The sequence below is a fragment of the Streptomyces sp. NPDC048496 genome (assembly GCF_043200055.1).
Lineage (GTDB): Bacteria > Actinomycetota > Actinomycetes > Streptomycetales > Streptomycetaceae > Streptomyces.
The window spans coordinates 81,843-94,563 of the sequence record NZ_JBICXB010000002.1 but is presented as its reverse complement, the minus strand read 5'-3'; the positions used below and the strand labels follow the sequence as shown (position 1 = coordinate 94,563).

The window sequence follows — 12,721 nt, the reverse complement described above, 5'->3', positions numbered from 1 at the left end:
AGTGACCGGGCTCCACGGTCGGTCAAGGCACTTCCCGCGCGGCCCTCTGGGACAGCGCCTTCGCCGGATCCTGAACAGGCGCAGCATCGCCGCGCGGATGTTCGCCGTACAGGCCGTGTTCGCCCTTCTCCTCATCGTCGTCGTGACGGTGGCACTCGCGTTCCACACCCGCAGCAGCGCGGAGAAGGCAGCCGTCGACCGGTCGGTCGCCATCGCCAAGACCTTCTCGACGTCTCCCCAGGTCGTGGCGGGCCTCCGTTCCGCCGACCCGACCGCTGTGCTCCAGCCGCTGGCCGAACGGGTCCGGAAGCTGACAGGCGTCGACTTCGTCGTCGTGACGAACACGAAGGGCATCCGTTACACCCACCCTTTGGTGAGCAGCATCGGCAAACCGATCGTGGCCGACGTCGGGCCCGCCCTCAACGGAAAAGTCTCCACGGTGACCGCTCAGAGGACCACCCTCGGTCTCGTGAAGGAGGGTCTGGTGCCCGTCACGGACAGCAAGGGGAAGGTCGTCGGTGTCGTCGCTGTCGGGGTCAAGGCCGAGCATGTGGGCGGCGTGGGCGGGCAGCTCCCGCTCCTCTTGGGGGGCGCGGCCTCCGCGCTGGTGCTGTCCGCGGGCGGCACGGCACTGGTGAGTCGGCGGCTGGCGCGCCAGACCCGCGGCCTGGGCCCGGCCGAAATGACCCGGATGTACGAGCATCACGACGCGGTGTTGCACGCGGTGCGCGAAGGAGTGCTCATCGTCGGCGGCGACGGGCGGCTGCTGCTGGCCAACGACGAGGCGCGGCGGCTGCTGGATCTGCCGCCGGACGCCGAGCAGCGCCGGGTGACGGAGCTGGGTCTGGAGCCGGGCACGGCCGAACTGCTGGTCTCCGGACGGGCCGCGACCGACGAGGTGGTGTTCGCCGGGGACCGGCTGCTGGCCGTGAACCAGCGGCCCACCGCCCCCTACGGCGGGCTGCCCGGGAGCGTCGCGACACTGCGGGACACCACGGAGCTGCGGGCGCTGGCGGGGAGGGCGGAGGTCGCGCGGGAGCGGCTGGGGCTGCTGTACGACGCCGGGGTGCGGATCGGCACCACGCTGGACGTGCGGCGCACCTCGGAGGAACTGGCGGAGGTGGCGGTCCCCCGGTTCGCCGACGTCGTCACGGTCGAGCTGCTGGACCCGGTGCTGCGGGGCGAGGAGCCGCAGGGAGCGGGCACCGAGATGCGCCGTACCGCCGTCGTGGGCCTGGAGAGCGGTCATCTTCTCTACCCCGTCGGCGAGCTGATCCCGTTCGTCGCCACCCACCCGGTCGCGGCCGGGATGACCGGCGACCGTGCGGTCCTCGAGGCGGACCTGAGCACCGCCGACGGCTGGCAGGCCCAGGACCCCGAACGCGCTCGGCGCATCCTGGACCACGGCATTCGCTCTCTGATCTCGGTGCCGCTGCGGGCGCGGGGAGCGGTGCTGGGAATGGCCGACTTCTGGCGCTCCGAGAAAGACCCCTTCGACGAGGAGGACCTGTTCTTCGCCGAGGAGCTGGCCGCCCGGGCCGCCGTATGCATCGACAACGCCCGCCGCTACAGCCGCGAGCACGCCATGGCCGTCACCCTGCAGCGCAGCCTGCTGCCCCACGCTCTGCCAGAGCAGTCCGCGCTGGAGGTCGCCCACCGCTATCTGCCCGCCCGGGCCGGGGTGGGCGGTGACTGGTTCGATGTCATCCCGCTGCCCGGCACCCGGGTGGCCCTGGTGGTCGGCGACGTCGTCGGTCACGGCCTGCACGCCGCCGCCACGATGGGCCGCCTGCGCACCGCCGTCCACAACTTCTCCGCCCTCGACCTGCCCCCCGACGAGCTCCTCAGCCACCTCGACGAGCTGGTCACCCAGATCGACAGCGCCGAGGCCACCGAGGACGACGAGAACCCGGCGGTGACCGGTGCCACCTGCCTGTACGCCGTCTACGACCCGGTCACCGGGATGTGCACCCTGGCCCGGTCCGGCCACCCGGGGCCCGCCCTGGTCCACCCCGACGGCACCGTGAACTACCCGGACGTACCGGTCTCCCCGCCACTGGGCCTCGGCGGTGGACTGCCCTTCGAGGCGGCCCGGCTGCGGCTGGCGGAGGGCTCGCGGCTGGTGCTGTTCACCGACGGGCTCGTCGAGGACCGCCACCGCGACCTCGACACCGGTCTGGCCGCGCTGCGCACCGCCCTGGCCGCCGCCGCGGACCGTACCCCGGAGGAGACCTGCACCGCGGTGCTGGAGGCCGTGCTGCCCGCCCGGCCCAGCGACGACATCGCGCTGCTGGTGGCCCGTACCCGCCGGCTGGCCCCCGACAGGATCGCCGAATGGGTGGTCCCCTCCGACCCGGCGGCCGTCGCCCCCGTCCGCGCGGAGTGCATCCTCCGGCTGAACAACTGGGGGCTGGACGAGATCTCCTTCGCCACCGAACTGGTCCTCAGCGAGCTGATCACCAACGCCGTCCGGTACGGCACCCAACCCATCACCGTCCGCATGCTGTACGACCGCGCTCTGATCTGCGAGGTCTCCGACGGGTCCAGCACCTCTCCCCATCTGCGCCGGGCCGCCATCACGGACGAGGGCGGACGCGGCCTGTTCCTCGTCGCCCAGTTCGCCCGGCGCTGGGGCACCCGCTACATGGCCCGTGGCAAGGTCATCTGGACCGAACAGGCCCTCCACGACGGTGCCGCGGAACCGGATGTGGACCTCGGCGACCTGCTGCTCGCTCAGTGGGAGGACGTCGAGGGCTGACTGCTCTGGAGGAGCCCCGCCGCGTTCAGCAGATACGCGACCATCGGGTCGTAGAAACGCGGGTCGGTGACATGGTCGTCGAGCGGGACCGTCACCTGGATGGTCCCCTCGGCCTCACCGATGAAGAGCGCCGGGTCGTTGCAGTCGGCGTAGCCGACCGCGTCGAGGCCGCGCTGCCCCGCGCAGCCCGCCCAGCCGTGGTCGGCGACCACCAGATCGGGCTGCGGTCGGCCCTCGCGCTCCAGGCCGTCGAGGATCGCGGCCATCGGCGCGGGCGAATGCGTGTGCCACAGCGTGGCCCCACGCTCCAGCACCGCGACGTCCGTGAACTGGAAGACCATGGCCTCGTCGGCGGTGAGCCCGGACGGAATGCGCATGATCTCGCAGCCGGCGGCGCGCAGCGCGTCCGCGGTCTGCCGGTGCACGTCGAGCAACCCGCCCGGATGCCCGGTCGCGAACAACACCCGCTCCGCCCCGGCCGCAGCCTTGCGCAGCCGGGCCGCCATCCGCTCCAGCGCGTCGACGGTCAGCTCGGGATCGATGGTGTCCTGCCCGTGCCGGTGCTCCGGATCATCACTGACCCCACAGCGCTCGGCCATCACGGCGAGCACGTCCTGCTCGTCGGCCCACCGGTTGCCGAGCTCCAGCCCCAGCCAGTAGTGCGTGTCACCGTTGGCGAGCCTGCGGTAGTGGGTGAGGTTGTTGTCGCGGGGGGTGGCGACGTCTCCGGCGATACGCGTGCGGACGAGGTGCTCGACGAGGGCGGCGCGGCTGGGTATCGGCATGAACCCATTGTGCCGTCAGGTGTGCGCAGTGTGCCGGGTGTCTTGCACGGCGGACGGGGCGGGGCGGGACGCGCCGGACATCGGGTCCGGACCAGAACCGCCCACTCTGTTGGGGATCTTGTGACGTCAGGTCTGGTAGGGGTGCAGAGCGACGCTCTCTGATCCGACGCTGATCTGCACCCAAGAGCCATCCAGGCCGCTGGGGATGGGTGATGCCAGATCCAGCAGCACGGATCAGTGGCTCATCTGGGGATGGGCGGCGCCGTCGTCGGTCAGGTGCAGGAGACCGCTCATGATCACCCGGTCCCGCTCCTGCCGGAGCTCCGGCCCGGCGGACGAGGCCGCCCGGGCGTTCTGGCGGCCGGGTGGGCGGCCGTCCGCGCGCGACCCGCGCCAGCGGGTCGCCTTGAAGGCGTAGGGCGGCGGTGATCGCGATCATCTCCTTGCCGAGCGGCGCCCCGACCGCGATCCGCTACCCCGACCAGGACATCCGAGCTACTGTGGATGTTATGACGACGGCCTACGAGGACGTGCCCTTCAGCGAGCTGCTCCACCACCCCGCTGCCACCGCCCGGCGCCTGGACGTGGTCCGCGCACTGCGCCTGCGCCGACGCGACGCGGGCGACCTGGCGCTCATTCGCGCCGACCAGCTGGAGCAGGACTCCACCGTGGTCGACTTCACCGCCCGCCTACTCGCCGGGCTGGTCCGCACCGAGAACACCGCCGCACTGCGCCAGGCCCTGCCTGATGCTCTGCCCTGGTCGGTCTTCCTCCCCGAGGACGACATCGAGGCGATGCTCGGCGAGCTCGTGGACACCGCCCGCGGGGCTGCTGCGCTGGAGAACCTGGCACCCATTGCCCTCCTGCTGGCCCAGTGGCGGCACAGTGCCGAGATCTGCGCCGACCCGTCCCTGCACGCCATCCTCACCCGCGAGCCCGACGGCGACCTCGGCCCTGTCCCCGTGCCCGAGGGCGAGACCGCCAGGTGAGCCCCAAGCGCGGTGACCGCGCGGCCCCACCCCCGGTCGGAGATGAGTTCGACCTGCGCTTCGCCAACACCGAGGCAGCCAACGGCTGGGACCACCTCTCCCGCCATGCGGCAGGCAACCTCTGCCGCACCTTCGACAAGATCCGATCCGCCCCGCGCGCCACCGATGACCCCGAGCGCCACCACCGCCTCAAAGGCAAGCTCGGCTCCACGGTTTGGAAGGGGCAGACGCTGGAGCGCTGGCAGTACGAGGTCACCGGCGGCGGCCGCATCTGGTACCTCGTCGACGACGCCAACCGCACCGCCTGGATCACCTACGCAGGCACCGGACACCCCAAGGCCACCGACTGATCACCTCTCACCTCCTGTCCACCTGCTGCGTCCACGATCCGCGCGGGTAGGTGGGTCAAGATCGCGTCGCCACTCGTTTCCGCCACGGAAGGCTGGAGGGTCACTGTGCGGGGCGAGATTCTGGGTCTGGCGTACAGCGACCGCGACCTGGTGGTGTTCCTTGAAGGTGCTGGCGTCCTCGCCCCGGAGCTGGCTCTCGACGATCCGGGGTTGGTCGAGTGGCGGGGTGGCGGGACGCATGAGGGGTGATGGTCGGTGGCGATGAGTTCTGCGTCGCCGTGGCTGGTGGCGACGGTCAGCTCAGTGAAATTCTTGTCGTCCTTCGTAATGATGGTGGCGAGGACGATGCGCGCCTGGGTCTTTCCGGTTTCAGGGTCGGTGGCCAGTACCTTGTCGCCCGTCTCGACGTCCCCCGCCGAGGCGTGGGGGCGTGGCGCAGAGGCCCTTCCTCGTAAGACCGTGTGGGCGGAAGTGGCCCTCACCGGATCGTGACTGTCGCGACCCGGTGGGCCACGACCCGGTCGGCGGCGACGTGGTCGGCTACGACGTCAAAAGCTTTTAATTCCTTGGGAAATTACCCTTCCCAACCCCTCCCCACCTCCCGTCACCCACAAGGGTGAGGTTTGCCAACTGGGCTGGATTTCGGTCCGGTTGGCAGGCATATGCTCGCCGCGACAACCCCAGACATGCGTCGGCCCCCGGCCGGGACTGCGAATCCCGATCGAGGGCCTGACCACCGAGGAAGAAGCACCTTCCCGATGGATACCCAGCAGATTACCGCGCCCTCGCGCGCCACGGCAGGCGATCGCCGCCCTGCCACCCCTTCCGGTGTCATTCACGTCAACACCCGTCACACCAACCGCTACACCGTCATCGGCAACCACCTCGCCCAGCACCGCGAGATGTCGCTGGTCGCGATCGGCCTGGCCGTGCACATCCAGTCGCTGCCCGCCGGGGCCAAGATCGGCATCAAGTGTCTCGCCGATCGCTTCCCGGAGAGCGAGACCCGGATCGCCGCCGCCCTGCGCGAGCTGGAGAGCCACGGGTACCTGTCCCGTACGCGGGAGCGGACGCCCGGCGGTCGGGTCGTCACGCGGACCGTGTCGTACAACCAGCCGGGAGCGGGTGTCGACCGTCCGGCGCCGAGACCCGCACCCAGGGCCGAACCGGTGGCGCCTGCCCCGGCCGCCCCGGCCTCCCCGCCTGCCCCGCCCACGCCCCCTGCCCCGGCGCCTGTCCCCGAGCAGCGAACCACCTCACCCGAAGCGCCCCCGACCCCACCACTCCCCGAGCCGCAGACCCATGACCTCGCCCACCACCGCAGCGCCGTCGATCTCCTCGCCGGCCTGCGCCGTCACGATCCCCGGCTGCTGCTCTCCGAGGACGGCATCCGCCGACTGGCCCCCGCCGTCGCCGCCTGGCTCGAACGCGACGCCCACCCCGACGCCGTACGCCGCACCCTCGTCGCCGACCTCCCCGAACCTCTGAAATACCCAGCGGGACTCCTCGCCCGCCGCCTCTCCGTCCTCCTGCCACCCCCGCTCCCCGCCGTCCCGGCCCGGGAAGCCGTACGGCGCCCGGACCCGCTGCAGAACTGCGACGGGTGCGACCGCGCCTTTCGGGCGCCGGAGCCCGGCGAGTGCCACGACTGCCGATCCGACCTGCAGGAGGCCGCCTAGCATGAACGTGACGACCCTTGACCCCGGGTACAGACGAGGAGCGAGCACGATGACCATCGCCCCGGACGACGCACGGCGAGACGCCCGCCTGTACCAGGCCATGCGGGACTTCGTCTCATCCATGGACGACACCCTTCCTGGCAAATTCGAGATCACCAAGGAAGGAATCGTCCACGACATGATGGCGCCCGCCGGACCCCATGAGTTGACGACACTGCGCGTCCGGAAGCGCCTGGAGAAGGTGATGCCGGAAGAGCTGGTGGCCCACACGGGGACTCCCGACGTGGAAGATGCGCCGGAGGGCATCATGCGTCACCCCGACGTGATGGTGATCGCCGAGGTGGACATGGAGGTCGAGGGTTCCTTCGCGCCCCGCACGCTCATCGCCGCCATCGAAGTCGTCTCACGGTCCAACCCGCACAACGACTGGGTGAGCAAGATGCGGGACTACCCGCTCGTGGGCATTCCGCTCTACGCGATCTTCGATCCGCGTACCGGCTCGGGGGCCGTGCTCTCCGACATCCATCCCACGCCGAACGGGCCGCGGTACGCCACCCGCAAGGACTTCGTGTACGGGGAGGACATCACCATCGGCGAGTGGACCATCTCGACCGATAACCTGCCGCGGTACGCATAGCGCACCGCGGCCTGCCCGGTCGGCACGATCTGCGCAGGTCGGCGTTGAGCGGCCGCTCCCGATCGCCGCTGGTGCTGTGGAGGCAAACGTTCACCGGGTCGCTCGGCCTGCAGCCACGATTTTGTCCTCAATCGCCGGACGGGCTTGCAGATACTGAGAACGAACCGGCCGCCGCCTCGAACGCCCCCCGCGCCAGCCGGTGCAGCAGCGCCGCCGTCGCCGTGCGGCCCGGGAGGGCGCCGGGGCGGCCCAGGTGCGGGGTCGAGTTGAGCAGGCCGAAGACCGCGTGGACGGTGGCGCGGGCCTCGCTCTCCGGGAGGAGCGGGTAGAGCGCGCGGACCACCTCGACCCACAGCTCCACGTACTGGCGCTGGAGCTGGCGCACGCGCTTGCGGTCGGTGTCCCGGAGGCGGTCCAGCTCGCGGTCGTGCAGGGTGATCAGGGGGCGGTCGTCCAGGGCGAAGTCGATGTGGCCCTCGATGAGCGCGTCCAGGAGGGCTTCCGGGGAGCCGTCGACGGAGCTCGCGTCCTCCGTGACGCGGAGCCTTCCGCCGGCCAGGAGGCGCTCGCTGATGCCGACCAGCAGCTCGGCGAGCATCGCGTCCTTGCCGGGGAAGTGGCGGTAGAGGCCGGGACCGCTGATCCCGACGGCTGCGCCTATCTCGTCGACGCCCACACCGTGGAAACCGCGCTCGGCGAAGAGGCGGGCAGCCTCCTTGAGGATCTGCTCGCGGCGCGTGGGAGCGTCCGTCCTGGTGGTCATGGATTCGATTCTAGACAGTGGCGTTAGCGAGCGTTAACCTGAAGGAAACGTGTTAACGCTCATTAACCGGATCGGCCGGACCGGTCGACCGGGCAAGGGGGCTCGACGGATGCAGCAGGCACCGGTGCTGGCGAGTGCGGCGGATCCCGCGTCTCAGGGCTGGCTGGCCAACGAGGAGGCGCACCGCGCGCTCGGCGACGAGCTGCGGGCGCGCCTGGCCGCGGCCAGGCTGGGCGGGGGTGAGAAGGCCCGCGCCCGGCATGTGGCGCGCGGGAAGCTGCTGCCCCGGGAGCGGGTGGACACCCTGCTCGACCCGGGGTCGCCCTTCCTGGAGCTGGCACCGCTCGCGGCCGAGGGGCTGTACGGGGGCGCTGCTCCGGCGGCCGGGGTGATCGCCGGGATCGGGCGGGTCAGCGGCCGGGAATGCGTGATCGTCGCCAATGACGCCACGGTCAAGGGCGGCACGTATTACCCCATGACGGTGAAGAAGCACCTGCGGGCGCAGGAGGTGGCGCTGGAGAACCGGCTGCCGTGCCTGTACCTCGTGGACTCCGGTGGCGCGTTTCTGCCGATGCAGGACGAGGTGTTTCCCGACCGGGAGCACTTCGGGCGGATCTTCTACAACCAGGCGCGGATGTCGGGGGCCGGGATTCCGCAGGTCGCGGCGGTGCTGGGGTCCTGTACGGCCGGTGGGGCGTACGTCCCCGCGATGAGCGACGAGGCCGTGATCGTGCGGAACCAGGGGACGATCTTCCTCGGCGGTCCGCCGCTGGTGAAGGCCGCGACCGGTGAGGTCGTCACGGCGGAGGAGCTGGGCGGCGGCGAGGTCCACTCCCGTACGTCGGGCGTCACCGACCATCTCGCGGAGGACGACGCGCACGCGCTGCGGATCGTCCGGAACATTGTGGCCACGCTGCCCGCGCGCGGGGCTCTGCCCTGGTCCGTGGAGGCCGTGGAGGAGCCGAAGGTCGATCCTGCCGGGCTGTACGGGGCCGTGCCGGTCGATTCGCGGACGCCGTACGACGTACGGGAGGTCATCGCGCGGGTCGTCGACGGGTCGCGGTTCGCCGAGTTCAAGGCGGAGTACGGGACGACGCTGGTCACCGGCTTCGCCCGGATCCACGGGCACCCGGTCGGCATCGTCGCCAACAACGGCATCCTGTTCTCCGAGTCCGCCCAGAAGGGTGCGCACTTCATCGAGCTCTGCGACCAGCGCGGCATCCCGCTGGTCTTCCTGCAGAACATCTCCGGGTTCATGGTCGGGCGCGACTACGAGGCCGGCGGCATCGCCAAGCACGGCGCCAAGATGGTCACGGCCGTCGCCTGCACCCGGGTCCCGAAGCTGACCGTCGTGGTCGGCGGGTCGTACGGGGCGGGGAACTACTCCATGTGCGGGCGGGCCTACTCGCCGCGCTTCCTGTGGATGTGGCCCAACGCCAAGATCTCCGTCATGGGCGGCGAGCAGGCCGCGTCCGTTCTCGCGACGGTCAAGCGCGACCAGCTGGGCGACGACTGGAGCGCCGACGACGAGGAAACCTTCAAGGCGCCGATCCGCGAGCAGTACGAGACGCAGGGCAACGCGTACTACGCCACCGCCCGGCTCTGGGACGACGGGGTCATCGACCCGCTGGAGACCCGGCAGGTGCTGGGGCTCGCTCTGACCGCGTGTGCCAACGCCCCGCTGGGTGAGCCCGGCTTCGGCGTCTTCCGGATGTGAGGGAACAGATGACGATGTTCGACACCGTTCTGGTCGCCAACCGCGGCGAGATCGCGGTCCGGGTGATCCGGACCCTGCGCGAGCTGGGTGTGCGGTCCGTCGCCGTCTTCAGCGACGCGGACGCCGACGCCCGGCATGTACGGGAGGCCGATACGGCGGTGCGGATCGGACCCGCACCCGCCGCCGAGAGCTATCTCAGCGTGCCCGCGCTGCTGGAGGCCGCCCGGCGCACCGGCGCGCAGGCCGTGCACCCGGGGTACGGGTTCCTCGCCGAGAACGCGGGGTTCGCGCAGGCGTGCGCGGACGCGGGGCTCGTCTTCATCGGGCCGCCCGCTTCCGCGATCTCGCTGATGGGCGACAAGATCCGGGCCAAGGAGACCGTCGCGGCGGCCGGGGTTCCGGTCGTGCCGGGGTCGTCCGGCAGCGGGCTCAGCGACACACAGCTCGCGGAGGCGGCGCGCGCGATCGGGATGCCGGTGCTGCTGAAGCCCTCGGCGGGCGGCGGCGGCAAGGGCATGCGGCTGGTGCGTGACGAGGCGCTGCTCGCCGACGAGATCGCCGCCGCCCGGCGCGAGGCGCGCGGCTCGTTCGGGGACGACACCCTGCTCGTGGAGCGGTGGATCGACCGGCCGCGCCACATCGAGATCCAGGTCCTGGCCGACGGTGACGGGAACGTGGTGCATCTCGGCGAGCGCGAGTGCTCGCTCCAGCGCCGCCACCAGAAGATCATCGAGGAGGCGCCGTCCGTCCTGCTCGACGAGGAGACCCGGGCGGCGATGGGCGAGGCGGCCGTCCAGGCGGCCCGCTCCTGCGGGTATGTCGGCGCGGGCACGGTGGAGTTCATCGTCCCGGGCAACGACCCCGCCTCGTACTACTTCATGGAGATGAACACCCGCCTCCAGGTCGAACACCCGGTCACCGAACTGATCACCGGCCTGGACCTGGTGGAGTGGCAGCTGCGGGTCGCCTCCGGCGAACAACTCCCGTACAAGCAGCCGGACATCACACTCACCGGACATGCGATCGAGGCCCGCATCTGCGCCGAGGACCCGGCCCGCGGATTTCTGCCGTCCGGCGGTACGGTGCTCTCCCTCGGCGAGCCGAACGGCCCGGGCGTACGGACCGACTCGGGTCTCGGTGAGGGGGTCGGGGTCGGCAGTCTGTACGACCCGATGCTCTCGAAGGTCATCGTCCACGGACCCGACCGGGCCACGGCGCTGCGGCGGTTGCGCACCGCCCTGTCGGAGCTGGTGATCCTGGGCGTACCGACCAACGCCGGGTTCCTGCGCAGGCTGCTCGCCCACCCGCAGGTGGTGGCGGGCGATCTCGACACCGGGCTGGTGGAGCGCGCGGTGGACGGGCTGGTGCCGGACGGGGTACCGGAGGAGGTGTACGCGGCGGCGGCGCTGCTGCGGCAGCCGGCCGCCGGGGGCACCTCGCCCGGGGGCAGCTCCGGTTGGGTCGACCCGTTCTCGGTGGCCGACGGCTGGCGGCTGGGCGGCGCCCCCGCCCGCACGGTCCGCCACTTCCGGCTGCCGGGCCACGACCCGGTACAGGTCGCCGTGCGCTCCTGCCCGGCGGGCACCGAGCTGACGTTCGGTCATGTCGGTGAGGGCGCACTGCCGCCGGCGCCCGCGACGGGCACCTGCGGCCCGCTGGCCCCACTGCCCGGCGGCACGGAGACAGCCAGGGTCATCGGCGTCTCCGCGCACCGCCTCACCTTCGAACTCGCCGGTGTCACCCACACGTTCACCCACGCCACCTCCCCGGAGGGGACCTGGCTGGGCCGCGACGGCGACACCTGGCACGTACAGGACCACGACCCCGTGGAGGCATCCCTCACCGGCACCGCACACGGCGGCGCGGACACGCTCGCCGCGCCCATGCCGGGGACGGTCACCGTCGTGAAGGTGGCCGTCGGGGACGAGGTCGTCGCCGGGCAGAGCCTGCTCGTCGTGGAGGCGATGAAGATGGAGCACGTCATCTCCGCCCCGCATGCCGGGACCGTCACCGAGCTCGATGTGACGGCCGGCGCCACCGTCGCCATGGACCAGGTGCTGGCCGTGGTGGTACCGAGCGAGGAGGAAGCATGACCGCCGGCAAGCTGCCCATGACCGTGCCCGCACCGGATCTGCCCGCCCGGGTACGCATCCACGAGGTCGGCGCCCGCGACGGGCTGCAGAACGAGAAGGCGGTCGTCCCGACCGAGGTGAAGGCGGAGTTCATCCACCGCCTCGCCGCGGCCGGCCTGACCACCATCGAGGCGACCAGCTTCGTCCACCCGAAGTGGGTACCCCAACTCGCCGACGGGGAAGACCTGTTCCCCCGCCTCCGGGACATCAAGGGGGTCGCGCTCCCCGTGCTCGTACCCAACGAACGCGGGCTGGACCGCGCCCTCGCTCTCGGTGCGCGCCGGATCGCCGTGTTCGGGTCGGCGACCGAGACCTTCGCCGCCCGCAATCTCAACCGCACGATCGCCGAGTCGCTCGCCATGTTCGAGCCCGTCGTCGCCCGCGCCAAGGCGGACAAGGTGCACGTCCGCGGCTATCTGTCGATGTGCTTCGGCGACCCGTGGGAGGGGCCGGTCCCCGTCCACCAGGTCGTGCGCGTCGCCAAGGCGCTGATGGACCTCGGCTGCGACGAGCTCTCCCTCGGCGACACCATCGGCGTCGCCACCCCCGGCCATGTGCAGGACCTGCTCTCCGAGCTGAACGAGGAGGGCGTGCACACCAACACCATCGGGGTGCACTTCCACGACACATACGGCCAGGCGCTCTCCAACACTCTCGCCGCGCTCCAGCACGGTGTCGCCACCGTGGACGCCTCTGCGGGCGGCCTCGGCGGCTGCCCGTACGCGAAGAGCGCCACCGGAAATCTCGCCACCGAAGACCTCGTGTGGATGCTCCACGGCCTCGGCATCGAAACCGGGGTCGACCTCGACGCGCTCACCGCCACCAGCGTGTGGCTCGCCGAACAACTGGGCCGGTCGAGCCCGTCCCGTACCGTCCGCGCGCTCTCGGTTCAATAAACACAGTCCCACAAG

At 71.3% G+C, this 12,721-nt stretch carries 11 protein-coding genes; 9 read left to right on the top strand and 2 right to left on the bottom strand.

Annotated features, from left to right (window positions below; translation table 11 throughout):
• Nucleotides 1-97 precede the first annotated feature (97 nt).
• On the top strand, nt 98-2,758 hold the full coding sequence (locus ACGFSA_RS02675) for a SpoIIE family protein phosphatase (protein WP_393298636.1): 2,661 nt from the start codon (nt 98-100) through the stop codon (nt 2,756-2,758).
• On the opposite strand, the gene ACGFSA_RS02670 is transcribed toward ACGFSA_RS02675, so the two are convergent.
• Complete coding sequence (locus ACGFSA_RS02670) at nt 2,734-3,543, bottom strand: phosphatase (protein WP_393298633.1); 810 nt, start codon at nt 3,541-3,543, stop codon at nt 2,734-2,736. The two genes, ACGFSA_RS02675 and ACGFSA_RS02670, sit on opposite strands and share 25 nt — an antisense overlap.
• A 509-nt stretch (nt 3,544-4,052) precedes the next feature.
• On the opposite strand from ACGFSA_RS02670, the gene ACGFSA_RS02665 reads away from it, so the two are divergent.
• From ACGFSA_RS02665 to ACGFSA_RS02645, 5 genes are all read left to right on the top strand, one after another.
• Nucleotides 4,053-4,532 carry a hypothetical protein gene (locus ACGFSA_RS02665; RefSeq protein ID WP_393298630.1) on the top strand — a complete coding sequence of 160 codons (480 nt, stop codon included), beginning with the start codon at nt 4,053-4,055 and terminating at the stop codon, nt 4,530-4,532.
• The gene (locus ACGFSA_RS02660) at nt 4,529-4,882 is read left to right on the top strand and encodes a hypothetical protein (RefSeq protein ID WP_393298627.1); all 354 of its coding nucleotides are present in this window, start codon (nt 4,529-4,531) and stop codon (nt 4,880-4,882) included. Before ACGFSA_RS02665 ends, ACGFSA_RS02660 begins: the two co-directional genes overlap by 4 nt.
• Before the next feature lie 105 nt (nt 4,883-4,987).
• The gene (locus ACGFSA_RS02655) at nt 4,988-5,131 is read left to right on the top strand and encodes a hypothetical protein (RefSeq protein WP_393298624.1); all 144 of its coding nucleotides are present in this window, start codon (nt 4,988-4,990) and stop codon (nt 5,129-5,131) included.
• Between the two features lie 509 nt (nt 5,132-5,640).
• Complete coding sequence (locus tag ACGFSA_RS02650) at nt 5,641-6,561, top strand: helix-turn-helix domain-containing protein (protein WP_393298621.1); 921 nt, start codon at nt 5,641-5,643, stop codon at nt 6,559-6,561.
• Nucleotides 6,562-6,610: 49 nt separating this feature from the next.
• Nucleotides 6,611-7,198: a Uma2 family endonuclease gene (locus ACGFSA_RS02645; protein WP_393298618.1), complete on the top strand. Its 588-nt coding sequence runs from the start codon at nt 6,611-6,613 to the stop codon at nt 7,196-7,198.
• A 127-nt stretch (nt 7,199-7,325) separates the two neighbouring features.
• On the opposite strand, the gene ACGFSA_RS02640 is transcribed toward ACGFSA_RS02645, so the two are convergent.
• Nucleotides 7,326-7,961, bottom strand: coding sequence for a TetR/AcrR family transcriptional regulator (locus ACGFSA_RS02640; protein WP_393298615.1), 636 nt, complete (start codon nt 7,959-7,961; stop codon nt 7,326-7,328).
• A gap of 109 nt (nt 7,962-8,070) precedes the next feature.
• On the opposite strand from ACGFSA_RS02640, the gene ACGFSA_RS02635 reads away from it, so the two are divergent.
• From ACGFSA_RS02635 to ACGFSA_RS02625, 3 genes are read left to right on the top strand one after another with little or no spacing between them, the layout of a single operon-like run.
• Nucleotides 8,071-9,678 carry a carboxyl transferase domain-containing protein gene (locus ACGFSA_RS02635; RefSeq protein ID WP_366689206.1) on the top strand — a complete coding sequence of 536 codons (1,608 nt, stop codon included), beginning with the start codon at nt 8,071-8,073 and terminating at the stop codon, nt 9,676-9,678.
• Between the two features lie 14 nt (nt 9,679-9,692).
• On the top strand, nt 9,693-11,771 hold the full coding sequence (locus ACGFSA_RS02630) for an acetyl/propionyl/methylcrotonyl-CoA carboxylase subunit alpha (RefSeq protein ID WP_393298610.1): 2,079 nt from the start codon (nt 9,693-9,695) through the stop codon (nt 11,769-11,771).
• The gene (locus ACGFSA_RS02625; protein ID WP_393298607.1) at nt 11,768-12,706 is read left to right on the top strand and encodes a hydroxymethylglutaryl-CoA lyase; all 939 of its coding nucleotides are present in this window, start codon (nt 11,768-11,770) and stop codon (nt 12,704-12,706) included. The genes ACGFSA_RS02630 and ACGFSA_RS02625 overlap by 4 nt, the downstream gene beginning before the upstream one ends.
• Nucleotides 12,707-12,721 lie beyond the last annotated feature (15 nt).

Coding starts and splice junctions, on each gene's coding strand:
- ACGFSA_RS02635 (WP_366689206.1), top strand. CDS start 8,071: ATGCAGCAGGCACCGGTGCTGGCGAGTGCGGCGGATCCCGCGTCTCAG.
- ACGFSA_RS02645 (WP_393298618.1), top strand. CDS start 6,611: ATGACCATCGCCCCGGACGACGCACGGCGAGACGCCCGCCTGTACCAG.
- ACGFSA_RS02665 (WP_393298630.1), top strand. CDS start 4,053: ATGACGACGGCCTACGAGGACGTGCCCTTCAGCGAGCTGCTCCACCAC.
- ACGFSA_RS02625 (WP_393298607.1), top strand. CDS start 11,768: ATGACCGCCGGCAAGCTGCCCATGACCGTGCCCGCACCGGATCTGCCC.
- ACGFSA_RS02675 (WP_393298636.1), top strand. CDS start 98: ATGTTCGCCGTACAGGCCGTGTTCGCCCTTCTCCTCATCGTCGTCGTG.
- ACGFSA_RS02670 (WP_393298633.1), bottom strand. CDS start 3,543: ATGCCGATACCCAGCCGCGCCGCCCTCGTCGAGCACCTCGTCCGCACG.
- ACGFSA_RS02630 (WP_393298610.1), top strand. CDS start 9,693: ATGTTCGACACCGTTCTGGTCGCCAACCGCGGCGAGATCGCGGTCCGG.
- ACGFSA_RS02650 (WP_393298621.1), top strand. CDS start 5,641: ATGGATACCCAGCAGATTACCGCGCCCTCGCGCGCCACGGCAGGCGAT.
- ACGFSA_RS02640 (WP_393298615.1), bottom strand. CDS start 7,961: ATGACCACCAGGACGGACGCTCCCACGCGCCGCGAGCAGATCCTCAAG.